This window comes from Ruegeria atlantica, assembly GCF_947495585.1.
GTDB lineage: Bacteria > Pseudomonadota > Alphaproteobacteria > Rhodobacterales > Rhodobacteraceae > Ruegeria > Ruegeria atlantica_G.
Genome location: NZ_CANLZK010000012.1, coordinates 99553 through 120822, shown reverse-complemented (window position 1 = coordinate 120822; position 21270 = coordinate 99553). Strand labels below are relative to the sequence as shown.

Here is a 21270-nt window from a genome sequence, read left to right as displayed (position 1 = left end):
GGACGCTGATGGCACACGCAAAAAACCATGATTATCACATTTTGGCCCCGTCGATCTGGCCTCTGATCGGCGCGATCGGCGGCTTTGTGATGCTGTTCGGAGCCGTCCTGTGGATGCACGGGGTTACCTCGTGGATGTTCTGGGCCGGTCTGGTGGCCGTTCTTTACACCATGTTCGCATGGTGGTCCGAGGTTGTGGTCGAGAGCCGCCAGGGCGATCACACACCGGTTGTCCGCATCGGCCTGCGCTATGGCTTCATCCTGTTCGTTATGTCCGAGGTGATGTTCTTCTTTGCCTGGTTCTGGTCGTTCTTCAAACATCGCATGTACCCGATGTACGACTATGCCGGTACCGAATACATCCAGCCTGACATTCATGCGGTGGACCCGTTTCACCTGCCGCTGATCAACACTCTGGTCCTGCTGCTGTCGGGCTGTGCAATCACCTGGGCGCACCACGCGCTGGTGCATGGCAATGACCGCAAGGCGCTGGTGCAGGGGCTGGCCATCGGCATCGCTCTGGGCGTCGCATTCACAGGTCTGCAGGCCTTTGAATACTATGAGCTGCTGGCGCATGAAGGCTGGAAATTCGGCGGTGATCAGTTCTATTCGAACTTCTTCATGGCAACCGGCTTTCATGGTTTCCACGTTCTTATCGGTACCATCTTCCTTTCAGTGTGCTTAATCCGGGCGCTCAAGGGTGACTTCACGCCTGAGAAACACGTCGGGTTTGAGGCGGCTGCCTGGTACTGGCACTTCGTTGACGTTGTCTGGCTGTTCCTGTTCTTCGCAGTATACATCTGGGGCCAGGCGCCGTTGATGTAGCGCCAGACGGGCGAACAAATTGCAAAAGCCGCCCTTTTTGGGCGGCTTTTTCTCTATTCGGGACGCAAGATTGCGCCCCATACAATTGCAAGGTTGCCTTTCTGCGGCTGCAGCCTTTAACAAGACGCCGGCTCTTGCAGAGCCTTCGAACAACACAACCTGGTCCTGACATGCGCCGCATTCTCTTTTTGATGATCTTTGGCATTGCCGGTCTGGCGATCCTTGTGTCGCTGGGTGTCTGGCAAATGCAGCGGTTGGCGTGGAAACAAGACGCTTTAGCCGAGATCGAAAATCGGATTTCAGCCGATCCGGTTGATTTGCCTGACACCGTGTCGCGGGATGCTGACAAGTATCTGCCGGTTACGATTACAGGCGAGATGGAGCCGGGCGAGATCCACGTTCTTGTCTCGGTCAAACAGGTTGGGGCGGGCTATCGCATCATCCAATCTTTCAGCACAAATGACCGGACAATTCTTGTGGACCGGGGCTTTGTTCCTGTGACCGCGAAGCACGATCAAAGGCTGAACGGCCCGATGGTGATCACTGGAAATCTGCACTGGCCGGACGAAATTGACGGCTACACGCCTGAGCCGGATATTGACGACAATATATGGTTTGCCCGCGATGTTCCGAACCTGGCCGCTGCACTTGGGGCTGAGCCAGTACTGCTAATCGCGCGGTCGCAAACCGACCCCGACATCACACCCTTGCCAGTTTCGGCGACGGGTATCCCGAATGATCACTTGCAATATGCAATAACATGGTTTGGCCTGGCTTTGGTCTGGGCCGCGATGACCGGATATTTTCTGTGGCGCAGCCGCGCCCCTTCTGAGAGTGACGCGACATGAAATACATCTCGACCCGCGGGCAGGCGCCCGAACTGACGTTTGAAGAGGCGATGCTGACCGGATTGGCTCGTGACGGTGGTCTGTATCTGCCTGCCGAGATTCCGGTGATGAGCCATGACGAGATCGCAGCACTGGCCGGACTGCCCTTCGAGGAAATCGCGTTCCGGGTGATGTGGCCCTATGTCAGCGGATCTTTCGGCGAGGGTGAGTTCAAAGAGATCATCGGCCGCGCCTATGCGGGCTTTGACCATGACGCCCGCGCGCCATTGAAGCAGTTGAACGAAAACCACTTCCTGTTGGAGCTGTTCCACGGGCCGACCTTGGCCTTCAAAGACTTCGCCATGCAGCTGATCGGTCAGCTGTTCCAGGTGGCGCTGAAGCGCCGTGGCGACCGTGTGACCATCGTTGGCGCGACCAGCGGTGACACCGGTTCGGCTGCGATTGAAGCATTCCGGGGGCTCGACGCCGTGGACGTGTTCATCCTGTTCCCGCATGGTCGGGTCTCAGAAGTGCAGCGTCGCCAAATGACGACACCTGCGGACAGCAACGTGCATGCGTTGGCCGTGGACGGCGATTTTGACGATTGTCAGGCCGCGCTGAAGGACATGTTCAACGATTTCGACTTCCGCGACGGCGTGAAGCTGGCTGGCGTGAATTCCATCAACTTTGCCCGTGTTCTGGCGCAGATCGTCTACTACTTCTCCGCTGCTGTCAGCCTCGGCGCACCGCATCGCAAGGTCAGCTTTACGGTGCCGACCGGCAATTTCGGTGACATCTTCGCGGGCTACCTTGCAAAGCGCATGGGCCTGCAGATTGACCGTCTGGTTGTTGCAACCAATCAGAACGACATTCTGCACCGTTGCCTGTCGGGCGAGGGGTACTTCAAGGGCGACACCATCCCCTCGATCAGCCCGTCGATGGATATTCAAGTCAGTTCGAACTTTGAGCGTGCGCTCTACTATGCGTATGGCGAGGATGGCGGCGCTGTCGCGCAGCTGATGGATGAACTGAAGAACGGCGGCTTCAATGTCAGCCAGGGCGCAATGGAAGCGCTGCGCGAAAGCTTTGACTCGGGCCGTGTATCCGAGGATGAGACGTTGGCGACAATCAAGTCTACGCTGACGCATAGCGCCGAGTTGGTGTGCCCGCATACCGCCGTTGGCATCAAGGTTGCAGAAGAACATCGTGCGGCTGACGTTCCGATGATCACACTGGCCACCGCGCACCCCGCAAAATTCCCGGCAGCGGTCGAGAAGGCAAGCGGCGCGCATCCGCCTCTTCCATCCCGCATGTCTGATCTATATGAACGTCCGGAACGGGTGACCCGCATCGCCAACGATCTGGGCACTCTCGAGGATCATATCAGAAGGCATATCGCTGAGTGACTGTCAGACAAGACCAACTGAAGAACGGATTTCGTATCGTCAGTGAACATATGCCGGGGTTGCAATCGGCGGCCATCGGCATCTGGGTGACCGCCGGTGGGCGGCACGAGCGGATTGAACAGAACGGTATTGCGCATTTCTTGGAGCATATGGCTTTTAAGGGAACCAAGCGCCGTTCGGCTTTGCAAATCGCTGAGGCGATCGAGGATGTGGGCGGGTATATCAACGCCTACACGTCGCGCGAGGTGACGGCTTATTACGCGCGTGTTCTCAAAGACGATGTGGCGCTGGCGATGGATGTCATCGGTGACATCGTTCTGAACCCGATCTTCGACCCGCGTGAGATCGAAGTTGAACGCGGTGTGATCCTACAGGAAATCGGTCAGGCCTATGACACGCCTGACGATGTGATCTTTGACTGGTTGCAAGAACAGAGCTATCACGATCAGCCTCTGGGTCGAACCATTCTGGGTCCGACCGAACGGGTCAGTGCGTTTTCGCGCGAAGATTTGTCCGGGTTTGTGGCTGAACACTATGGCCCCGAGCAGATGATCCTGTCTGCTGCTGGTGCCGTTGATCATGACGAGCTGATGAAAACCGCTGAGGCGTTGTTTGGCCATCTTAAACCCTGCAAGGGGCTGATCCCGGAAACCGCCCGTTTCACTGGCGGCGAAGCGCGGCAGGAGAAAGAACTGGAACAAGCCCATTTCGCGCTGGCGCTGGAAAGCCCCGGCTATCGCGACGATGCGATCTATACCGCACAGATTTATTCGACGGCGCTTGGCGGCGGCATGTCCTCGCGCCTGTTCCAGGAAGTGCGCGAAACGCGCGGATTGTGCTACACGATCTTTGCGCAGACCGGAGCTTATGCCGATACCGGCACGACGACGATTTACGCCGGAACGTCGGCGGATCAGGTCGCAGAGCTGGCCAGCATAACGATTGATGAGATGAAGCGCGCAGCCGAAGACATGAGCGCCGAAGAGGTTGCCCGCGCCCGCGCGCAGATGAAGGCCGGTATGCTGATGGGGCTGGAAAGCCCGTCGAACAGGGCGGAACGTCTGGCGCGTCTGGTGCAGATCTGGGACCGGGTTCCGTCGCTTGAGGATGCCGTGGCCAAGATCGACGCTGTCAGCACCGAAGATGTGCGTGCATTCGCCGAGCAGATGGCAGTGCAGGCCCCTGCTGCTCTGGCGCTATACGGTCCTGTCTCGGGCGCACCCACGCTGGCGCAATTGCAGGAGAGGCGTGCGGCGTGATGCTGTTGGGCAGACGCAAGCTGAAACTTGAAACCGAGCGCCTGAGCTTGCGCCCGCCCGCGCATTCCGACTTTAACGACTGGGCGGCGCTACGGCGCGCGTCACAGGAATACCTAACGCCGTGGGAGCCGATCTGGGCCAAGGATCACCTGAGCCGTAAATCCTTTACCAACAGGGTTTATTGGGCGCAGCGCTCCGTGGCCGGTGGGACGGCGATCCCACTGTTTTTGTTCCGTCGCACGGATGATGTGCTTTTGGGGGCCATCACGCTGGACAATGTCCGTCGCGGCCCGGCGCAGGCAGGAACCTTGGGATATTGGACGGGCCAGTCTTTTGCCCGTCAGGGTTACATGCGCGAGGCCATTGGTGCGATCGTTCATCACGCCTTTACCCGACTGGACCTGAGTAGGATTGAGGCTGCCTGCCTGCCCGAGAACAAACCATCACGTGGGTTGCTGGAAAGTTCGGGGTTCAAATACGAGGGCGTGGCGCAGTCGTATCTGCAGATCAACGGGCGGTGGCGGACGCATGTGCTGTACGCCAGCCTACGATCGGATCGGCGCGGGAAGACCGACGCGGGGTAGGTCAATGGCGCGGGCAAAACAGCCAATGATTTGGATCAGTGATACTATGGTGAGCGTTTCAAGCATCAAAGGGTTTGAGGCAGATATTGTCCTGACTGATATGGAACGCGCTGTTGGAGCCATGAAGCGAAACAGACTTGGAGAACCGCAGTCAGAAGACTGTTTCCCGAAAGAAATGTACGCGAAGTACAAAGACAAAAAGGAAAAGAAGCAGCCTGATTTCTTTATGGCTGGAGGTCTGTGGACGGTGTCTTCCGCGTGTGCGGCAGTTCTGCGCCAGTTTGATCTCGGTGAAGGCAATCTCTACGCTGTCAAACTTTTTCAGCATGATCGCACCACGCCGGTCGAAGGCGAGTACTTCTGTCTGAACTTCGGTGCGCAAAAGACAGCCGTGCTGACAGAGCAATCTCCGCGCATCACAAAGCCCTACCCGAATTATGCTATCTGGCAGCCGCCAGGGGCAATGCAAGACAAAGATATTGCCGTCAGGGCGTCTGCCCTGGATGGTCCTGACATCTGGATAGACACACAAATGCGCCACGCGTTTTTTGTGAGTGATCCGTTGGCACAAGCGTTGCGTGCGGCGAAAGTCTCGCGCCCATTCAAGCTGCGGAAGTGCATCGTTCTCTGAACTGGTTCCTGAAGACCAAATCCGTGATTTCACTCACGCGATATCTACAGGCGTGACTTACCCGTGTTCTGCGCTACACTCCGGACATGCGCTGGATTGTTGCGGTATTGATGGTGATCTCGGGTGGGGCTTCGGCACAGGAACGGCGGCCGAGCCATTGCATTGCCATCGCGGATGCCGCACCGGGGATTGAGTATTTTCACCAAGCAGCCTGGCAGGATCCGGTGCCGGAGTTTTCGGTTCGGATCAGCTATATCGCTCATGCGTCGTTTATGATCCAGACGCAGGGCGGGTTGAACGCGGTAACGGACTTCACCGGTTTCATCGGTAGCGCGGATCTAATCCCGGACGTGGTGACGATGAACCATGCCCACGGCACTCATTGGACCGCCCACCCGGACCCAGCCATCCCGAATGTGTTGCCGGGGTGGGGCGAGTTCGGACAGGGGATCGAACACTATCTTGATTTGGGAGAGATGCTGATACGCAATGTCTCGACCGATATTCGATCCTCTTATGGCGGTGTGGAAGAACGCGGGAATTCGATCTTTGTGTTCGAAGTTGAAGGGCTGTGCATAGGCCATCTGGGTCACCTGCATCATGTGCCGTCGGATGAACAATTTGCCGCCCTGGGGCGTTTGGATGTTGTGATGGCTGCGGTGGATGGTGGAACGACGATGCCGCTGCCGGAAATGATCACGGTTTTGAAGCGGTTGAAAAGCTCTGTCATTATTCCGATGCACTGGTTTTCCAGTTTCTCACTGGACCGGTTTCTGGTTGATATCCGCAACGATTTCCCCGTTGAGCGCAAAGGCGTTTCCGAGATCACCGTGTCTCTGCGCACGTTACCTGATCGCCCGACCGTTGTTGTGCTTGAGCCTCAATACCTCATTGAGCTGGAATAGGGCTTGTGGGGACGCGGCGGCTTGGGCAAGGAAAGGGTATGAAACTAAACCCTGCCGATGACAATTTTGCCCAATCAATCCGCACTGCTCTGGGCGATGATATTCTGCACCCTGTCGAGGAACGATACCTGGAAGAGCCGCGCCGCAGGTTAGCAGGCCGTGTCGGCGTTCTGGCGCTGCCGAAGTCGGTAGAACAGGTTTCGACGCTCGTTCGGCTCGCCTCGGATGCTTCGGTTCCTGTCGTGCCTTATGGCGGCGGCACCGGATTGGTCGGCGGGCAGGTGATGACCGACGGCCCGGCTCCGTTGCTTGTTTCGCTGGAGCGGATGTCAGCCATCCGGGCGGTTTATCCGACCGAGAACATTCTTATCGCCGAGGCCGGTGCCATTCTGGCCGATGTTCAGGCTGCTGCGGAAGAAGCTGATCGATTGTTCCCGTTGGCATTGGCAGCGCAAGGGTCTTGCCGGATCGGTGGAAATCTCGCGACGAATGCGGGTGGGGTCAATGTATTGCGCTATGGCAATGCGCGTGACCTGTGTCTTGGGTTGGAAGCAGTTCTTCCGAATGGTGAAATTTGGCACGGCCTCAGCCGATTGCGCAAGGACAACACTGGGTACGATCTGCGCAACCTTCTGATCGGGGCGGAAGGCACGCTGGGGATCATCACTGCCGCGTCGTTGAAGCTGTACCCGCGTCCGGCCGAGACCGGCACCGCGATATTCCAGGTAACCTCTCCGGATGCTGCCATTGAATTGCTGGCGCTGGCACGCGATCAGGTGGGCGAGGGGGTCAGCACCTTTGAGCTGATCCACAAGCAAGGCCTGCAATTCCTTTCCGAGGTTTTGCCCGATATCCGCCAGCCCTTTGACGTCCAGCCCGAATGGATGGTGCTTATTGAATTGGGCCTTTCTGGCGGTGCGTCACCGTCAAATGCGCTGGAGGCGCTGTTCGAAACAGCGGAGGCGCGCGGGCTTGTAGGTGACGCGGTCATAGCCCAAAGCGAAGCGCAAAGATTGGAGCTTTGGGCCGTACGTGAGCAGATACCTGAGGCCAATCGGTTGATCGGTTCGGTCTCAAGCCATGATATCTCGGTCCCGATTTCGGATATCCCAGCGTTCATCCTGCGTGGGTCCGAGGTGGTGAAGGCGTTGGGGACATTCCGTATCAATTGCTTTGGGCATTTGGGTGACGGTAATCTGCACTACAACGTGTTTCCGCCGCCGGGGCACAACCGCTCGGAATATGATGCCCAGCGGCGTAGTGTTAAGCGCGCGGTGCATGATTTGGTGCATGAGTTCGGTGGGTCGATCAGCGCCGAGCACGGCATAGGACGTTTGAAAACGGATGATTTGGAGAGCTATGGCGATCCGGTAAAGCTATCTGCGATGCGTGCGATCAAAGCTGCCCTTGATCCAAAGGGGATCATGAATCCAGGGGCCGTGCTCAAGACGTAGGCGCGACCCACTTCGCATGGGCCGCGCGCTGAAATTACGATTCAGGCAGAATAACTTTATCAATCACGTGGATGACACCGTTCGACGTCTCGATATCTGCCTGCACAACGTTGGCGTCGTTGACCATCACGCCGTTATCAAGGTCAATCTTGACTTCTCCGCCCTGTACGGTTGCGGCTGTCATGTCATCGGACAGATCGCCTGACATCACTTTGCCGGGCACCACGTGGTAGGTCAGGATGGCGACCAGTTGATCCTTGTTCTCGGGCTTCAGAAGGGTCTCGACTGTGCCTTCCGGCAGGGCGGCAAAGGCGTCATCAGTGGGGGCAAAGACGGTGAAAGGCCCTTCACCTTTCAGCGTATCGACAAGCTCTGCGGCCTGAACGGCGGCGACGAGAGTTTCAAAGCTGCCTGCGCCGACTGCGGTGTCGACAATATCCTTGGAGTGACCGTCAGCATAAGCGGCTGTTCCTACGAAAAAGCTTGCGACACCGGCAATTGCGAGTTTGCGAAACATGGTATGATATCCCTTGTTGGAATGCCCTTGGTGGCATCAACCGGGATACGGGGCGGCATCAAAGGGAGATCACTGAATATGTCGATAAGTTCGGGTTGATCCAATCAAAAACCGCGCTAAGCCAACGCGGTTTCAAGTTTCAACTCACGATTTTGTGATTGTGCAGCCTGTCAAAGGCCTTCGAATTCGCACAAGACTTGGACATCCATACCCATATCCTCCAATGCCTTGCGTCCGCCTAACTCTGGCAGGTCGATAATGAACGAGCATGAGACAATCTCGCCCCCCAAACGTTCGATCAGTTTGATGCCCGCGGCAGCGGTGCCACCTGTCGCCAGCAGATCATCGACGACTAGGATTTTTTCACCCGGCTGGATGGCGTCATCGTGGATTTCGACAATCGCCTCGCCGTATTCAAGCTTATAGTCCTGGCTGATCGTGGTTCCCGGCAGCTTGCCCTTTTTGCGGATGGGCACGAAACCGACGCTTAGCTGGTGCGCGATTGCGCCGCCAAGGATGAATCCACGCGCCTCGAGGCCAACGACTTTGTCGATGCGCTCACCGGCATAGGGGTGCAGCATCTGATCAATCGCCATGCGGAAACCGCGCGGATCAGCGAACAGGGTCGTTACGTCCCGGAACATGATCCCCTCATGTGGGAAATCAACGATGGTCCGAATGTAATCTTTGACCGACTTGTTTCTGGACATGGTCATCCCCTCTGGCGTCAAAACACGCTGGGCTGTTTGGCCCATTGGTGTGAGTCATGCAAGGAAAGATTGCCACCCCAGACGTGCGGCGGTTCGACTGGCGGTAGTCGCGATACAGTGTATCGACCGGCCGCGTCAGATATGGTTTGTGCCCCTTGCCCTGATCTTTTGAAAAAATCGCCTGAGCGACATGAAGGTTCGTTGCCATAACCTTCTTTTGTTGTTAGGTGCTCGTGAATTACAAAATATATGCGAAGTATATACAAAGCCTATCTTACAGGCCTGGGAATTTGATGGGAATGGGACGCGTGGGAACGAAAGACAGTAAGATTTCAACGAAGAAAAACAGTCAGTTGGTCCTGCGGCTGGATAAGGATGAACGGGACGAGTTTGTTCAGCTATGCAAAGAGTTGGACACGTCGGCCGCGCGAGAAATCCGGCGGTTCATTCGCGGTTTCATGAAGGAACACGCTGAGAGCTGAGCCCTCAGGCCGGGCGGCGCAGGACAGCCGTGGCCACACCCATCCCGATTAATGCCAGCCCTCCGAACCGGGTCATAGCGGTGATGACGCCTGAACGGCCGATCATCTTGCATAGGTGGTCCGCCAAAAGGGCGTATACCAGCGAATTCAGCCATGCCAGCCCCACAAAGGTTGCGATCAGGATAGCAAATTGCGGTCCGAGCGGGTCAGCCGGGCGCAGAAACTGAGGAACGAAAGCGATAAAAAACGCGATAGATTTCGGGTTCAACGCGGTGACGGCGGCAGCATGGCCAAAAACGCTGTGTGCGGTGACATTGCGCCCGGTGTCCACAGTCTCAAGCCCGCCGGATGGCGCGCTGCGCAACAGTTTGATCCCCAGCCAGACCAAATAGGCGGCACCGACCCATTTGAGGGCCGTGAACAGGGTAGCCGAGGCCAGGACCAGCGCGCCAAGCCCCAAAAGAGAGGCCGTCATAGCCACGAGATCTCCGACAGCTACACCTGTCGCCGAAGCGACAGCCACGCTGCGACCTTTGGACAGTGCATAGCTGAGCACCAGCAGGACCGTCGGTCCTGGGATCAATAGTAGGGCCGTAGATGCAGCGACAAAGGCGAGCCAAAGGTCAAGGGACATCGGAAATCCTGTGAATGCGTTTTTCGCAGCAAGCCCGGACCGGCGCGCAAGGTCAAGCCCTGCGTGGTTGCGTTGTCAGACGCATCAGCGCCTCGAGCGGACCGCGTTTGAATTTGCGGGACCACAATAGGGCAAAGATCGAGGACGCGGCACAGAACGCAACAGCGTAACCCGCGATCTGCGGGGCGTTAAGTGACCCGTTCAGCAACCCGGCCTCATCCAGTATGCCCATGCCGATCAGGATGTGCGCCACATAGAGCGTCAGGCTTTGCCGACCGGGCGCGGTCAGGGCTGGACCGATGCGCAATTTTTCGATCTTGGGCCACAGCTTCAGCAGCAGTCCGATCATCACGCAAGCCGACCCAGTACCGGCAATAATGTAGAACGGTCCCGGTGGGATAGACGCGGTTCCCAGATAGATCACCAAATCAGGATCCGAGGCCAACTTCTGCGGAAATAAGGAAAATACGGCAGCTCCGAACCCCCACATGATCAGCCTGTGTTGAATGCAGATCGTGTGCAGCTCGGATCGTCCAATGGCCATTCCGATCAACAGGAACGCCGCCCATGGAAGGACCGGGTGCCAGCCGTTGAAAAACAGGTTGCGCAAAAAACCGGGCAGGGTCCAAAGGTCGGTGTATGTCAGCGTTTCCCAGTCCCAGCCAAGGTCGTAGTTGAAAATCATGACGGCGAGGACAGCCAGCGCCACCACCCCAACTGAACCCAACCACAATGCACGGGTTGGTGCCGTCAGGAAAGCAGCGCCAACAACGAAGTACACGGCGTAGAAATGCAGGATATCGGCGTCAAATACGGTCATGTTGATCAGGCCGAGCGCGAACAGAAACACCGCGCGCCGTAGCAGCACCGACGTTGAAACAGAGGATAACCCAATTCCGATGCCGGCCAGGATGACGAACAAAGCGGCCGCGCGGCCTTCAAGCAAATCGATCAGTGTCGAGGCCCAGTCATTGCCAGGGGCGACCTGAGCGGCAATGCGGAAATTCACCAGAACCATTCCGCAAAACGCCAGAAATCGGGCTGCGTCCAATGCCTCAAGTCGCTTCATGCTATCCCTCTGTTTCGCCGGCGTTTTGACGGTGCCGTGCGAACCACAGATCGGTGCAGTACAGGCGATTTTTCAAGATGAAGGGCAAAAAAGAGCCGGGGCTGTGCAACGCGGCAACAAGTTTTAAGATTGGATTAAGTGTAACCCGCGCGGCTTGAAACGGTTCCTTGGGCCATCGACCTTGGAGCGGACGCAACACTTCGGAGAGGCCGATGGTTCAAACAGATCAAACACGCGTGAACGCGGCACCTGAAACCAGCCACTCGCGGCTTGCCCACGTAAAGGGCGCGCTGATCCTTTTGGTTCCGGTCCTCGCGGTGATCTATGCGGGCATCGTGGGGTACATGTATGTGAACCAGCAATCGCTGTTGTTCAAACCGGACGGAGAATTACCGGCGCCCAACACGGTAGGGTTGGCTGATGCGGAGTCCGTTTCCTTCACAATGTCCGATGGCGTTACGCTGACCGCGTGGTCCGCCCCGCCCGCGACCGATGATGCGCCGACAGTATTGTTCTTTCATGGCCAATCGGGCAACCTGGGCGACCGGGCCGATCGGATGAGAGAGATCCTCAACAGTGGTTTCGGCCTGCTGGCCCCGAGCTATCGCGGATATCCGGGCAGCGAGGGCGAACCGTCCGAGATGGCGCTGATTTCCGACGGCATCCAGATGTATGACCAGCTGGATCGCCAAGGCGCGGACGTTGTGTTGCACGGCCAAAGTCTTGGAACAGCCGTTGCAACCGCGGTGGCCGAACAGCGCCCAAATGCACAGCTGCTGGTGCTTGAGGCACCCTTTACGGCCACGGTGGACGTCGCGGCGGAAAGGTATCCCTGGCTACCCGTGCATGCCCTGATGCGGGATAAGTTCGCGACCCGTGATTTGATCGGGAACGTGACCGTTCCGACTTTGATCTTCCACGGGACCCAGGATGAAACGGTCCCGCTGCATCATGGTGAAGAACTGGCCGCGATGTCTGGGGATACCGCGCAGATCTTTGTTATCCCGGACGGCACACACAACGACCTCTGGTCGCATGGGTTGTGGGATCAGGTTCAACAGTCTTTGCCAGCCAACTAAGGTTGCCAGTCAGAGAATCCGACCAGCAACAGCATCCAGTTTTGCCAACACGGTGGGATCACGTTTCTCCGGTGCGGTCAGGATGGCATATTCCAAAGCCCGGTCGCAGCCATGAGGGCAGGGCGCGCGGTCAGCGCCCAGCAGATCGGGCAGACCTTTGACAAGCGCACGGCCTTTCTCGGCATTGCCGGTCAGCGTGGCGATGATGGCGGTCACGTCCACCTCGCCGTGATCCGGGTGCCAGCTGTCGTAATCGGTGACCATGGCGATCGATGCATAGCAAAGCTCGGCCTCGCGGGCGAGTTTGGCCTCGGGCATGTTTGTCATACCGATTACGTCGCAGCCCCAGTGTTCGCGGTACATCTTGGATTCCGCCAGCGTAGAGAATTGCGGCCCCTCCATCGCCAGATAGGTGCCGCCGCGATGGATGGTTATCCCTGCCGCTCGACCGGCAGTCTCACACGCGTCCGACAGGCGCGGGCAGGTGGGGTGTGCAACGCTGACATGGGCCACGCAGCCGGTGCCAAAAAAGCTCTTCTCGCGCGCAAACGTCCGGTCGATGAACTGATCGACGATCACGAAATCGCCCGGTGCCATATGCTCGCGGAACGACCCGCAGGCCGAAACTGAGATCACATCCGTCACGCCCAGTCGCTTCAGCGCGTCGATATTGGCGCGGTAAGGCACTTCAGTAGGGGAATGCACGTGGCCGCGCCCGTGACGAGGCAGAAAGGCCATCTCAACGCCATTCAGCGATCCCGTCAGGATCTGATCCGAAGGATCGCCCCATGGGGTTTCGACCGTGACCCATTCCGCATTTTCCAAACCGTCGATGTCGTAAATGCCTGATCCGCCGATGATGGCGATTTTGGTCTGGGTCATGGCTGCTCTCCACAAGAAAAAACTGTCTGGGAAGTTCTGCGTGGCCGTTGCGGGTTTGGCAAGTGGGTTCAAGGGTTTGTGTAACTTGCTTGCCAGCTATGCGGTTTGCGCATATCAGGGTCCCGCTGGGTGCAGTATCTAATGTCAGATATGACAGGTAAAAGGCATCTTTCGCGCGAACAAACAACCCCACAGGACGTCTCATGCCCCGAGCCATGCTGGCAAGCTTTGCCAATCGTATAGCCAAACCCGATCTCCGCTGGATGCCGGATGAGGGGCTGACCGTCTCGCGCCTGCGGATTGAGCTGTTGTCGGGCCTGACGGTTGCGCTGGCGCTGGTCCCCGAAGCGGTGGCGTTTGCCTTTGTCGCAGGTGTGCACCCGTTGGTCGGGTTGTATGCCGCGTTCATGGTGGGCTTGATCACGGCGCTGATCGGCGGTCGACCTGGAATGATCTCCGGCGCAACCGGCGCTCTGGCTGTTGTGATGGTGGCGTTGGTGGCTGAACACGGGGTGGAGTACCTGTTCGCCACGGTGGTTCTGATGGGTATTTTGCAGGTCATTGCAGGCGCGATGCATTGGGGCCGGTTCATCCGACTGGTGCCGCATCCGGTGATGCTGGGGTTTGTGAATGGTCTGGCCATCGTGATTTTTCTGGCCCAGATGGGGCAGTTCAAGGTTCCGGGCACCATGGAAAACACCGGTCACGGCCTAAGTGGTGGCGAATGGCTTTCGGGTCTGCAGATGTATACGATGCTGGGTCTGGTCGCCCTGACGATGGCCGTGATCTGGGTCACGCCGCGGATTACACGCATCGTGCCCGCGCCATTGGCCGGTATCTTTGTCGTTGCCGCGCTGGTGATTGGCTTTGGTCTTGATGTGCCGCGCGTCGGCGATCTGGCCTCAATCGAGGGCGGTCTGCCCGCATTCCACATCCCGATGGTGCCGCTGAACTGGGAGACCTTTGAGATCATCCTGCCTTACGCCGTCATTCTGGCCGCAATCGGCTTGATTGAATCTCTGCTGACCCTGAACCTTGTTGGTGAGATTACCGGAAAGCGCGGCGGCGCGTCGCAAGAGTGTATCGCGCAAGGTGTGTCCAATGTAGCGACCGGATTTTTCGGAGGCATGGGCGGTTGTGCGATGATCGGTCAGTCGATGATCAACGTAAAATCGGGCGGTCGTACACGCATTGCTGGGATCGCTGCGGCGCTGTTCTTGTTGATCTTTATCCTGTTCGCCTCACCCCTGATTGAGCAGATTCCACTGGCGGCGCTGGTGGGTGTGATGTTCATGGTGGTAATCGGAACCTTTGCCTGGAACTCGTTCAAGATCATGCGCAAGGTGCCCCTGACGGATGCGTTTGTCATCGTTTTGGTGACTGTTGTGACCGTGATGGAAGACCTTGCGGTTGCCGTGGTTGTTGGTGTGATTGTGTCAGCGCTGGCCTATGCCTGGAACAATGCCAAGCGTATCCATGCCGTCACGCGTGAGTCTGCCACGGAAGAAGGTGCAAAGGTCTATGAGATTCAGGGACCGCTGTTTTTTGGCTCATCCGATGGTTTTACCGAACTGTTCGATGTTCAGAATGACCCTGACACCGTAATCGTAGACTTTGCCGAAAGCCGCGTCGTGGACCAATCCGCGCTGCAGGCCATAGAGAACATCGCTGGCAAATACGAGACCGCAGGCAAACGCGTTATGCTGCGCCACCTCAGCCGGGACTGCCACAAACTTCTAAACAAAGCGGGCCACCTTATGGTCGATAGCGACGATGACCCGGATTACGAAATTGCAGTAGATTACTCGGTCCGCACTGGTGTTCTGGGCGGGCATTGATTGAAAAAGGCGGCCACTTCGGCCGCCTTTTACTTTGGAGCAATCCGTTCCAATTTTTCAATATTACCGGACAGAAGCGCCTCTTCGGCTTCGGCGATCTTCTCGGCGGGCCAATCCCACCAGTTCAATGCCAAAAGCCGGTCGATGGTGTCCTTTTCGAACCGGAACCGCCGCACTTCGGCAGGGTTTCCGGTAATGATCGCATAGGGCGGTACGTTTCCGCGAACAACAGACCCGGCACCAATAATTGCCCCCGAACCGATCTGCGCACCGGGTAGGATCATTGCGCCATAGCCAATCCAGACATCGTGGCCGATGAGAGTGTCGCGCGTGTCCGGCTGAAACCCGGTCATTCCGTCCGGGTCAAACACTGGAAACGGAAAGCACGTCAATCCATCCATTGAATGATTGGCCGATGATGTGATGAAACGTACGCCATGGGCGATCTGACAGAACTTCCCCAGCACCAGCTTTTCTTGCGAAAACGGAAACAGGTAGGGGGCAAGTCGTTGCGCCCAATCGTCTGACGGCTCAAAATCCGATGCGTAGCTGTATTCTCCGGCCTGAAACCTGGGATGGTCAATCGCTTCAGACAGGAAAACTGTGCCCTTGTGATCAGAGCCATCAGGGAGCGTGATCGGGTATCTGCGTAAGGGGTCAGGAAGCGGCATTAGTCATCCGGTCGTGAAAGGCTGAACAGCTCGGTGACCACTGAATAGTCCCGGTACCCAAGCCTTGCCAGCGGTTGGAATGTTGTGACGTCGAACATGCCGTCTTTCAGGCAATCGTCGCGCAGATGTACGCCGGTTACTTCTCCGAACACCACCCGATTGGCCTCGCCCGGAAGGGACACGATCTGGGTTAGCTTGCATTCCAGCGCTGCCGGAGCCCCATCGATCCGGGCGCATGGGATGGTTTCGCATTCCAAGGGTGTCAGGCCTGCATGGCCAAATTCGTCGACATGTTTCGGCAAGCCTGCTGAGCTGGCATTCATTGCGTCGCGATGTGCGTGCGCCACGACGTTTACACAAAACACCCCCGTTGCCTTGATATTGGCAAGACTGTCTTTCGTGCCGTCTTGATCGTGTTTGGTTCCGGTTGAAGCAAACATCACCTGCGGCGGGGTGTAAGCAACGCCGTTGAAAAACGAATACGGAGCCAGATTGTTGATCCCATCTGTGTCACGCGTGGAAATCCAGCCGATCGGTCGTGGCGTGATAATGGCGTTGAACGGATTGTGTGGCAGGCCGTGGCCGTCTTCGGGGCGATAGAACATAAGATCTCCAAGCGTTTGCCCAAGGCGTACCGAAGTGCTAGGGCGATTGCCAGCTAGGAAAAGAGGGCAGGGTGCAGCAGTTCGTGATCAGGCCGGAGGAGCCGGATGATTGGTGGGAGGTCGAGGCACTTTACGACCTGTGCTTTGCGCCGGGGCGTGAAGCGCTGTCCTCGTATCGTCTGCGCGATGATGTTCCACCTGTGTCGGGCCTTTCGCTTGTTGCGCGCGACGGGCAGGGCATTCTGGCCGGGGCGATCCGTTTCTGGCCCGTGCATGTGGGCGATCACGACGCTTTGTTGCTGGGCCCCGTGGCGGTGCACCCGACCCATCAAGGCGAAGGTCTGGGGGGATTCCTGATCCATCAGGGGCTTGAGGCCGGTCGCGAAATAGGCTGGCAAAGGGCGATGCTGGTGGGCGATGCGCCTTATTATGCGCGTTTCGGGTTCACACGACTTTCCGGTGTGGAAATGCCCCCGCCAACAAACCCAGACCGGGTCTTAGGCGCGGAATTGAGCCCCGGTGAATGGTTGAATGTGCGTGGCGAGGTGACCCGCTGGACGCGCTGAGCTATTGAAACCCTGCCGTTCAGCCCCGATGTTTAACGTCAGGAGGGCTTATATGCAGGACGTGCTTCTAGTCGAAAAGCTGGATACCGATGCCGAATTGGATCGGTTGGCCAAGTATTACAGAACCGCCGGAGGTCCCGGCGTTAAACTGTTGAACAGTTTGGGGGGGTCGGCGGAATCGCTACTGGAACAACTTCCTGTATCTGTGCGTGAGGGGCTGACAGGGGCCACCGAACAGGCGCTTTGGCTAGCGATGCACGCAGCCGAGGGTTCGCGTCGCGCCGTTCCGGATCAAAAGCCATGGGTGAACACGGCTGTCGCAACGGCGATGGGGGCGGCCGGTGGCATGGGTGGCGTGTCGACTGCCCTGATGGAATTGCCTGCAACAACGGCCATGCTATTGCGTGCCATTCAGGGCGCGGCGTTCCGCGAAGGGTTCGATCCGTCCGAAGAAGGCGTCAAATTTGATTGCGTTCGCGTCCTGTCTGCAGCCGGACCTCTGTCTTTTGACGATGGCGCAGATCTGGGCTTCTTTTCGGTCCGCCTGACGTTGACTGGCCCGGCGATGCAAAAGCTAATTTCAGCGGTAGCGCCGCGACTGTCCATTGTACTGGGCCAGAAGCTGGCAGCGCAATCGATACCGGTTCTGGGTGCGATCGCAGGTGGTGGTATGAACTATGTCTACACCCGATATTATCAACAGGTGGCGCGCGTTCACTTCGGGTTGCGGCGGCTGGCAATCGATGCCGATATCCCGCATGAAGATCTGGTTCGGAAGCTGGCTGCCCGCGTTTGAAACCGACCTAAATGCTTGGAAGAAACCGCACCATATGGTATTCTGACCCCAGCCGGCCGCTAAATGTATAAAAACCTCAAAGGTCGGCGATTGAGGATGAAAGCAGTTTGAAAGGTGGTGCGGCGTGATCGGTGCGAGGCAACCGACGTGTCAGCGGGGAAGCGAACAGCACCTGCGGCTTAAGCATCAATCGGCAGCGCTCTGCTATCGCATCAAACACGGAAAGCTCAGGGTTTTGCTGATCACAACGCGCAAATCCAAGCGCTGGATCATACCGAAGGGCTGGCTGATCGCGGATATGACACCGTCGCAAACCGCCAGACGAGAAGCTTGGGAAGAGGCTGGGGTTAAAGGCAATTGCGCAAACAAGCCCATGGGCCGTTTCACATACCTAAAATCCCGCTCGAGTATGAACCCTATGGTGTGTCTGGTGGATGTCTTTCCCCTCTGTGTTACGTCGATTGCGCCTGAATTTCCTGAACGGGCCCAACGAAAGCGAAAGTGGGTTTCGCCCAAAAAAGCGGCCTCTCTGGTGAAATCGCCGGAACTGTCCCATTTGTTACGCAGTCTTGGCCCGATTCTACACTGACTCGCCTTGCGAAGGGCTTGATCTTGCCATGTCTGTCGGTATCTATTTGCCTACCGGAAAATGGACGGACCATGATTCAATATTCGCTGAAATGCAGCCGCGACCATACATTTGACAGTTGGTTTCAATCGGCCGCCGCTTACGACAAACTCGCCTCCGCAGGTATGGTGACCTGCGTTGTGTGTGGTGACGCGCAAGTAGATAAGGCTATCATGACCCCTCGCGTTCGTCCGGCCCGCAATGCCCAGACAACTGAACCACAAAGCAAACAGGTGGATGTCGCGACCCCGTCGCCAGACATCGAGAAGGTGCTGGCGGATTTGCGTCGCAAGGTCGAGGAAAACTCGGACTATGTCGGTAAGGATTTTGCCAAAGAGGCGCGTAAGATCCATTTGGGCGATGCGCCCGAACGCGCGATCTATGGCGAAGCCAAGCCCGATGAGGCCAAAGCGCTGATCGAAGACGGCGTGCCGGTTTCGCCGCTTCCTTTCCTACCCACCCGTAAAACGAACTGACCCATGCATATCGTTATCACCGGGGCTAATCGCGGAATTGGCCAAGCTCTGGCAGATCGTTACCGCGTGCAGGGGCATGACGTTACCGGAACCGCCCGGGATTCCAGTGCGCAGCTTGTACTGGATGTGACTGATCCGAAACAGCAGGCCGCGATGGCACAAGGGCTTGCGGGTCGTCCGGTTGATCTGTTGATCTGCAACGCCGGGGTCTATCTGGACAAAGGCCACGGCATAGACGGCTATCCTGCCGACATGTGGGCGCAGAGTTTTGCGACCAACGTGACGGGCGTGTTTCTGACCGTGCAGGCGCTTTTGCCCAATCTTCAGGTCGCGAAAGGCAAGGTTGCGATCCTGTCGTCCCAGATGGCGTCGCATACGCGCGCGCCCGGTGGCAGCTATATCTATCGTGCGTCCAAAGCGGCGGCCCTGAATCTGGGGCGCAATCTGGCGACGGATTTGCGCGCGGATGGTGTCGCCGTGGGTATCTATCATCCGGGTTGGGTGCAGACGGATATGGGGGGCACTCAGGCTGAGATCACTGTTGATCAGGCTGCCGACGGGCTGCTTGACCGTTTTGGGGCATTGTCACTTGCCACAACCGGGTGTTTTGAAACCTGGGACGGTCAGCCGCACGATTATTGACGTTTCAGCGCTGCCGTGGGGATTTCGTAAACTTCATCGGGGTCGATGAAGACCACTGTCAGGTCACCCCGTGTTTCGTGACTGATCCGGGCCGGTGAGCTGCTGGAGGTCGGTACGCCATCCGTGAAATAGATGCTGCGTACTTCGGCGCCGCCCAATCCGACAGCAAGTGTCGTGGTTCCGTCGTCATGGTGGCGCAGCTCGGCGTGGCAGCTGCTCAGCGCTGCTCCGCCTTTGGCACAGGGCACCGTACCCAGTGCATTCTTGCCGTCGGTTGCAGCCAGCGTTGAGACCTGTGCAAAGGCGGATGAGGATAAAAGGACGAGGGCTGCGGCAGCGCGGATCATGGAGAACCTCTGGGAATAAATGCGAGTTGCAGGCTGACAGCCTCTTGGTCGGTTGTAAAGCGATCAGGTGCGGCCATCCGACTGGTTTTGAACTCTTGCCCTTGCGGCCCCCCTCGCATAAGACGCACGGGACCAGAAATCCAAGGCGCGGAGACACTTGCCCCCATGCCCTTACTCGTGATGAAATTTGGCGGCACTTCGGTGGCCAACCTTGACCGTATCCGCCGCGCAGCCAAGCGCATCGGCGTCGAAGTGGCGAAGGGCTATGACGTGATCGTCATCGTGTCGGCCATGTCCGGCAAGACGAACGAGCTTGTGGGCTGGGTCGATGAAACTTCACCGCTATATGATGCGCGTGAATATGATGCCGTTGTTTCCTCGGGTGAGAATATCACGGCTGGTCTGATGGCGTTGACGCTGCAGGAAATGGATGTCCCGGCACGCAGTTGGCAGGGCTGGCAGGTTCCGCTGATGACCACCAGCGCCCACAGCCAGGCCCGGATCGAAGAAATTCCGACCGATAACCTGAACCAGAAGTTTGGCGAGGGCATGAAGGTTGCCGTTGTCGCCGGGTTCCAGGGCATCAGCCCCGAAGGCCGTATCACGACCTTGGGCCGGGGTGGGTCGGACACCACCGCCGTGGCATTTGCCGCCGCCTTCGGTGCCGAGCGGTGCGACATCTACACGGATGTTGACGGTGTCTATACCACCGACCCGCGCATCTGCGAGAAGGCACGCAAGCTGGACCGTATTTCGTTCGAGGAAATGCTGGAATTGGCCTCGCTGGGGGCAAAGGTGCTGCAAACCCGCTCGGTCGAATTGGCGATGCGGTATAAGGTGAAACTGCGCGTTCTCTCAAGTTTTGAGGAACAATCCGACGAGGCTGGTACGCTGGTCTGCGATGAGGAGGATATCATGGAATCCAATGTTGTGGCCGGTGTGGCCTATTCCCGCGACGAAGCCAAGATGACCGTTGTCTCGGTGGCTGACCGCCCGGGCATCGCGTCGATCATTTTTACCGCGCTTAGCGATGCGGGCGTGAATGTCGATATGATCGTGCAGAACATCTCGGACGAAGGGCGCACGGACATGACCTTTTCCTGCCCCACCGATCAGGTGGCCCGCGCCGAACAGGCATTGCTGGCGATCAAGGATGCGGGTGAGCTGAATTATGCCGAACTGGTCGCGGATCAGGATGTCTGCAAGGTCTCGGTCGTGGGTATCGGTATGCGCTCGCAGTCGGGCGTGGCGGCCAAGATGTTCAAGATACTCTCGGATGAGGGGATCAACATCAAGGTCATTACAACCTCCGAGATAAAAATTTCCGTCCTAGTCGACAGGAAATACATGGAACTTGCTGTTCAGGCACTGCATGATGCCTTTGAATTGGACAAGGCGGCCTGAGCATTTCAGCCAAAGGTCTCGCCTGATTCCGTAA

25 protein-coding genes are annotated in these 21270 nt (G+C 57.6%); 17 read left to right on the top strand and 8 right to left on the bottom strand.

What is annotated here, in order from left to right; genetic code table 11:
* Positions 1 to 8 precede the first annotated feature (8 nt).
* The 8 genes from QMP16_RS18290 to QMP16_RS18255 all read left to right on the top strand — a co-directional run bounded on the left by QMP16_RS18290 (position 9) and on the right by QMP16_RS18255 (position 7890).
* Positions 9 to 824 (top strand): cytochrome c oxidase subunit 3, encoded by an 816-nt coding sequence (locus QMP16_RS18290; protein ID WP_058272267.1) that lies wholly within the window; start codon positions 9 to 11, stop codon positions 822 to 824.
* A 170-nt stretch (positions 825 to 994) separates the two neighbouring features.
* A complete protein-coding gene (locus QMP16_RS18285; protein WP_282153546.1) occupies positions 995 to 1672 on the top strand; it encodes an SURF1 family protein in 678 nt (225 codons plus the stop codon).
* Positions 1669 to 3057, top strand: a complete 1389-nt coding sequence (thrC, locus tag QMP16_RS18280) for a threonine synthase (RefSeq protein ID WP_282153545.1) — start codon at positions 1669 to 1671, stop codon at positions 3055 to 3057. The genes QMP16_RS18285 and thrC overlap by 4 nt, the downstream gene beginning before the upstream one ends.
* Positions 3054 to 4316, top strand: coding sequence for a M16 family metallopeptidase (locus QMP16_RS18275; protein WP_282153544.1), 1263 nt, complete (start codon positions 3054 to 3056; stop codon positions 4314 to 4316). Before thrC ends, QMP16_RS18275 begins: the two co-directional genes overlap by 4 nt.
* Positions 4316 to 4900 carry a GNAT family N-acetyltransferase gene (locus QMP16_RS18270; protein ID WP_058272263.1) on the top strand — a complete coding sequence of 195 codons (585 nt, stop codon included), beginning with the start codon at positions 4316 to 4318 and terminating at the stop codon, positions 4898 to 4900. The genes QMP16_RS18275 and QMP16_RS18270 overlap by 1 nt, the downstream gene beginning before the upstream one ends.
* A gap of 4 nt (positions 4901 to 4904) precedes the next feature.
* The gene (locus QMP16_RS18265; protein ID WP_282153543.1) at positions 4905 to 5531 is read left to right on the top strand and encodes an imm11 family protein; all 627 of its coding nucleotides are present in this window, start codon (positions 4905 to 4907) and stop codon (positions 5529 to 5531) included.
* Between the two features lie 86 nt (positions 5532 to 5617).
* Positions 5618 to 6436: an MBL fold metallo-hydrolase gene (locus QMP16_RS18260; RefSeq protein ID WP_282153542.1), complete on the top strand. Its 819-nt coding sequence runs from the start codon at positions 5618 to 5620 to the stop codon at positions 6434 to 6436.
* A gap of 38 nt (positions 6437 to 6474) precedes the next feature.
* Positions 6475 to 7890: an FAD-binding oxidoreductase gene (locus QMP16_RS18255; RefSeq protein WP_282153541.1), complete on the top strand. Its 1416-nt coding sequence runs from the start codon at positions 6475 to 6477 to the stop codon at positions 7888 to 7890.
* Between the two features lie 34 nt (positions 7891 to 7924).
* On the opposite strand, the gene QMP16_RS18250 is transcribed toward QMP16_RS18255, so the two are convergent.
* Both QMP16_RS18250 and QMP16_RS18245 read right to left on the bottom strand, forming a co-directional pair.
* Positions 7925 to 8407 (bottom strand): fasciclin domain-containing protein, encoded by a 483-nt coding sequence (locus tag QMP16_RS18250; protein WP_282153540.1) that lies wholly within the window; start codon positions 8405 to 8407, stop codon positions 7925 to 7927.
* A 170-nt stretch (positions 8408 to 8577) separates the two neighbouring features.
* Positions 8578 to 9117: an adenine phosphoribosyltransferase gene (locus QMP16_RS18245; RefSeq protein WP_109313474.1), complete on the bottom strand. Its 540-nt coding sequence runs from the start codon at positions 9115 to 9117 to the stop codon at positions 8578 to 8580.
* A gap of 308 nt (positions 9118 to 9425) precedes the next feature.
* On the opposite strand from QMP16_RS18245, the gene QMP16_RS18240 reads away from it, so the two are divergent.
* Positions 9426 to 9599, top strand: coding sequence for a hypothetical protein (locus QMP16_RS18240; RefSeq protein ID WP_282153539.1), 174 nt, complete (start codon positions 9426 to 9428; stop codon positions 9597 to 9599).
* A 4-nt stretch (positions 9600 to 9603) separates the two neighbouring features.
* On the opposite strand, the gene QMP16_RS18235 is transcribed toward QMP16_RS18240, so the two are convergent.
* Complete coding sequence (locus QMP16_RS18235; protein WP_282153538.1) at positions 9604 to 10233, bottom strand: LysE family translocator; 630 nt, start codon at positions 10231 to 10233, stop codon at positions 9604 to 9606.
* A 52-nt stretch (positions 10234 to 10285) separates the two neighbouring features.
* The gene (locus QMP16_RS18230) at positions 10286 to 11302 is read right to left on the bottom strand and encodes a DUF418 domain-containing protein (RefSeq protein ID WP_282153537.1); all 1017 of its coding nucleotides are present in this window, start codon (positions 11300 to 11302) and stop codon (positions 10286 to 10288) included.
* A gap of 212 nt (positions 11303 to 11514) precedes the next feature.
* Between QMP16_RS18230 and QMP16_RS18225 the strand changes: the two genes are divergently transcribed.
* Positions 11515 to 12381, top strand: coding sequence for an alpha/beta hydrolase (locus QMP16_RS18225; protein ID WP_282153536.1), 867 nt, complete (start codon positions 11515 to 11517; stop codon positions 12379 to 12381).
* A gap of 9 nt (positions 12382 to 12390) precedes the next feature.
* Here QMP16_RS18225 and QMP16_RS18220 read toward each other — a convergent pair whose 3' ends face one another.
* Positions 12391 to 13263 (bottom strand): S-methyl-5'-thioadenosine phosphorylase, encoded by an 873-nt coding sequence (locus QMP16_RS18220; RefSeq protein ID WP_282153535.1) that lies wholly within the window; start codon positions 13261 to 13263, stop codon positions 12391 to 12393.
* A gap of 203 nt (positions 13264 to 13466) precedes the next feature.
* Between QMP16_RS18220 and QMP16_RS18215 the strand changes: the two genes are divergently transcribed.
* Positions 13467 to 15101, top strand: coding sequence for a SulP family inorganic anion transporter (locus tag QMP16_RS18215; RefSeq protein ID WP_282153534.1), 1635 nt, complete (start codon positions 13467 to 13469; stop codon positions 15099 to 15101).
* Between the two features lie 29 nt (positions 15102 to 15130).
* Here QMP16_RS18215 and QMP16_RS18210 read toward each other — a convergent pair whose 3' ends face one another.
* Positions 15131 to 15772, bottom strand: coding sequence for a CatB-related O-acetyltransferase (locus QMP16_RS18210; protein ID WP_282153533.1), 642 nt, complete (start codon positions 15770 to 15772; stop codon positions 15131 to 15133).
* Positions 15772 to 16377, bottom strand: a complete 606-nt coding sequence (locus QMP16_RS18205; protein WP_058272253.1) for a flavin reductase family protein — start codon at positions 16375 to 16377, stop codon at positions 15772 to 15774. Before QMP16_RS18205 ends, QMP16_RS18210 begins: the two co-directional genes overlap by 1 nt.
* Before the next feature lie 71 nt (positions 16378 to 16448).
* Between QMP16_RS18205 and QMP16_RS18200 the strand changes: the two genes are divergently transcribed.
* From QMP16_RS18200 to QMP16_RS18180, 5 genes are all read left to right on the top strand, one after another.
* Entirely contained in the window at positions 16449 to 16943 is a 495-nt protein-coding gene (locus QMP16_RS18200) for a GNAT family N-acetyltransferase (RefSeq protein ID WP_058276957.1), read from the top strand.
* 52 nt (positions 16944 to 16995) lie between these two features.
* On the top strand, positions 16996 to 17739 hold the full coding sequence (locus tag QMP16_RS18195) for an EcsC family protein (RefSeq protein WP_282153532.1): 744 nt from the start codon (positions 16996 to 16998) through the stop codon (positions 17737 to 17739).
* A gap of 124 nt (positions 17740 to 17863) precedes the next feature.
* A complete protein-coding gene (locus QMP16_RS18190) occupies positions 17864 to 18328 on the top strand; it encodes an NUDIX hydrolase (RefSeq protein ID WP_282153531.1) in 465 nt (154 codons plus the stop codon).
* Positions 18329 to 18399: 71 nt separating this feature from the next.
* Complete coding sequence (locus QMP16_RS18185; protein WP_108861745.1) at positions 18400 to 18843, top strand: DUF1178 family protein; 444 nt, start codon at positions 18400 to 18402, stop codon at positions 18841 to 18843.
* 3 nt (positions 18844 to 18846) lie between these two features.
* Positions 18847 to 19485 (top strand): SDR family NAD(P)-dependent oxidoreductase, encoded by a 639-nt coding sequence (locus QMP16_RS18180; protein ID WP_282153530.1) that lies wholly within the window; start codon positions 18847 to 18849, stop codon positions 19483 to 19485.
* On the opposite strand, the gene QMP16_RS18175 is transcribed toward QMP16_RS18180, so the two are convergent.
* Positions 19479 to 19832, bottom strand: a complete 354-nt coding sequence (locus QMP16_RS18175) for a hypothetical protein (RefSeq protein WP_058272247.1) — start codon at positions 19830 to 19832, stop codon at positions 19479 to 19481. The two genes, QMP16_RS18180 and QMP16_RS18175, sit on opposite strands and share 7 nt — an antisense overlap.
* 165 nt (positions 19833 to 19997) lie before the next feature.
* Between QMP16_RS18175 and QMP16_RS18170 the strand changes: the two genes are divergently transcribed.
* On the top strand, positions 19998 to 21236 hold the full coding sequence (locus QMP16_RS18170; RefSeq protein ID WP_058272246.1) for an aspartate kinase: 1239 nt from the start codon (positions 19998 to 20000) through the stop codon (positions 21234 to 21236).
* The last annotated feature ends 34 nt before the right edge of the window (positions 21237 to 21270 follow it).

Excerpts from the sequence above, each read along its gene's own strand:
- QMP16_RS18255 (WP_282153541.1), top strand. The coding sequence starts at position 6,475 with ATGAAACTAAACCCTGCCGATGACAATTTTGCCCAATCAATCCGCACT.
- QMP16_RS18170 (WP_058272246.1), top strand. The coding sequence starts at position 19,998 with ATGCCCTTACTCGTGATGAAATTTGGCGGCACTTCGGTGGCCAACCTT.
- QMP16_RS18250 (WP_282153540.1), bottom strand. The coding sequence starts at position 8,407 with ATGTTTCGCAAACTCGCAATTGCCGGTGTCGCAAGCTTTTTCGTAGGA.
- QMP16_RS18290 (WP_058272267.1), top strand. The coding sequence starts at position 9 with ATGGCACACGCAAAAAACCATGATTATCACATTTTGGCCCCGTCGATC.
- QMP16_RS18180 (WP_282153530.1), top strand. The coding sequence starts at position 18,847 with ATGCATATCGTTATCACCGGGGCTAATCGCGGAATTGGCCAAGCTCTG.
- QMP16_RS18210 (WP_282153533.1), bottom strand. The coding sequence starts at position 15,772 with ATGCCGCTTCCTGACCCCTTACGCAGATACCCGATCACGCTCCCTGAT.
- QMP16_RS18285 (WP_282153546.1), top strand. The coding sequence starts at position 995 with ATGCGCCGCATTCTCTTTTTGATGATCTTTGGCATTGCCGGTCTGGCG.
- QMP16_RS18220 (WP_282153535.1), bottom strand. The coding sequence starts at position 13,263 with ATGACCCAGACCAAAATCGCCATCATCGGCGGATCAGGCATTTACGAC.
- QMP16_RS18185 (WP_108861745.1), top strand. The coding sequence starts at position 18,400 with ATGATTCAATATTCGCTGAAATGCAGCCGCGACCATACATTTGACAGT.
- QMP16_RS18195 (WP_282153532.1), top strand. The coding sequence starts at position 16,996 with ATGCAGGACGTGCTTCTAGTCGAAAAGCTGGATACCGATGCCGAATTG.
- QMP16_RS18235 (WP_282153538.1), bottom strand. The coding sequence starts at position 10,233 with ATGTCCCTTGACCTTTGGCTCGCCTTTGTCGCTGCATCTACGGCCCTA.
- QMP16_RS18225 (WP_282153536.1), top strand. The coding sequence starts at position 11,515 with ATGGTTCAAACAGATCAAACACGCGTGAACGCGGCACCTGAAACCAGC.
- QMP16_RS18265 (WP_282153543.1), top strand. The coding sequence starts at position 4,905 with ATGGCGCGGGCAAAACAGCCAATGATTTGGATCAGTGATACTATGGTG.
- thrC (WP_282153545.1), top strand. The coding sequence starts at position 1,669 with ATGAAATACATCTCGACCCGCGGGCAGGCGCCCGAACTGACGTTTGAA.
- QMP16_RS18260 (WP_282153542.1), top strand. The coding sequence starts at position 5,618 with ATGCGCTGGATTGTTGCGGTATTGATGGTGATCTCGGGTGGGGCTTCG.
- QMP16_RS18175 (WP_058272247.1), bottom strand. The coding sequence starts at position 19,832 with ATGATCCGCGCTGCCGCAGCCCTCGTCCTTTTATCCTCATCCGCCTTT.
- QMP16_RS18245 (WP_109313474.1), bottom strand. The coding sequence starts at position 9,117 with ATGTCCAGAAACAAGTCGGTCAAAGATTACATTCGGACCATCGTTGAT.
- QMP16_RS18215 (WP_282153534.1), top strand. The coding sequence starts at position 13,467 with ATGCCCCGAGCCATGCTGGCAAGCTTTGCCAATCGTATAGCCAAACCC.
- QMP16_RS18230 (WP_282153537.1), bottom strand. The coding sequence starts at position 11,302 with ATGAAGCGACTTGAGGCATTGGACGCAGCCCGATTTCTGGCGTTTTGC.
- QMP16_RS18205 (WP_058272253.1), bottom strand. The coding sequence starts at position 16,377 with ATGTTCTATCGCCCCGAAGACGGCCACGGCCTGCCACACAATCCGTTC.
- QMP16_RS18270 (WP_058272263.1), top strand. The coding sequence starts at position 4,316 with ATGCTGTTGGGCAGACGCAAGCTGAAACTTGAAACCGAGCGCCTGAGC.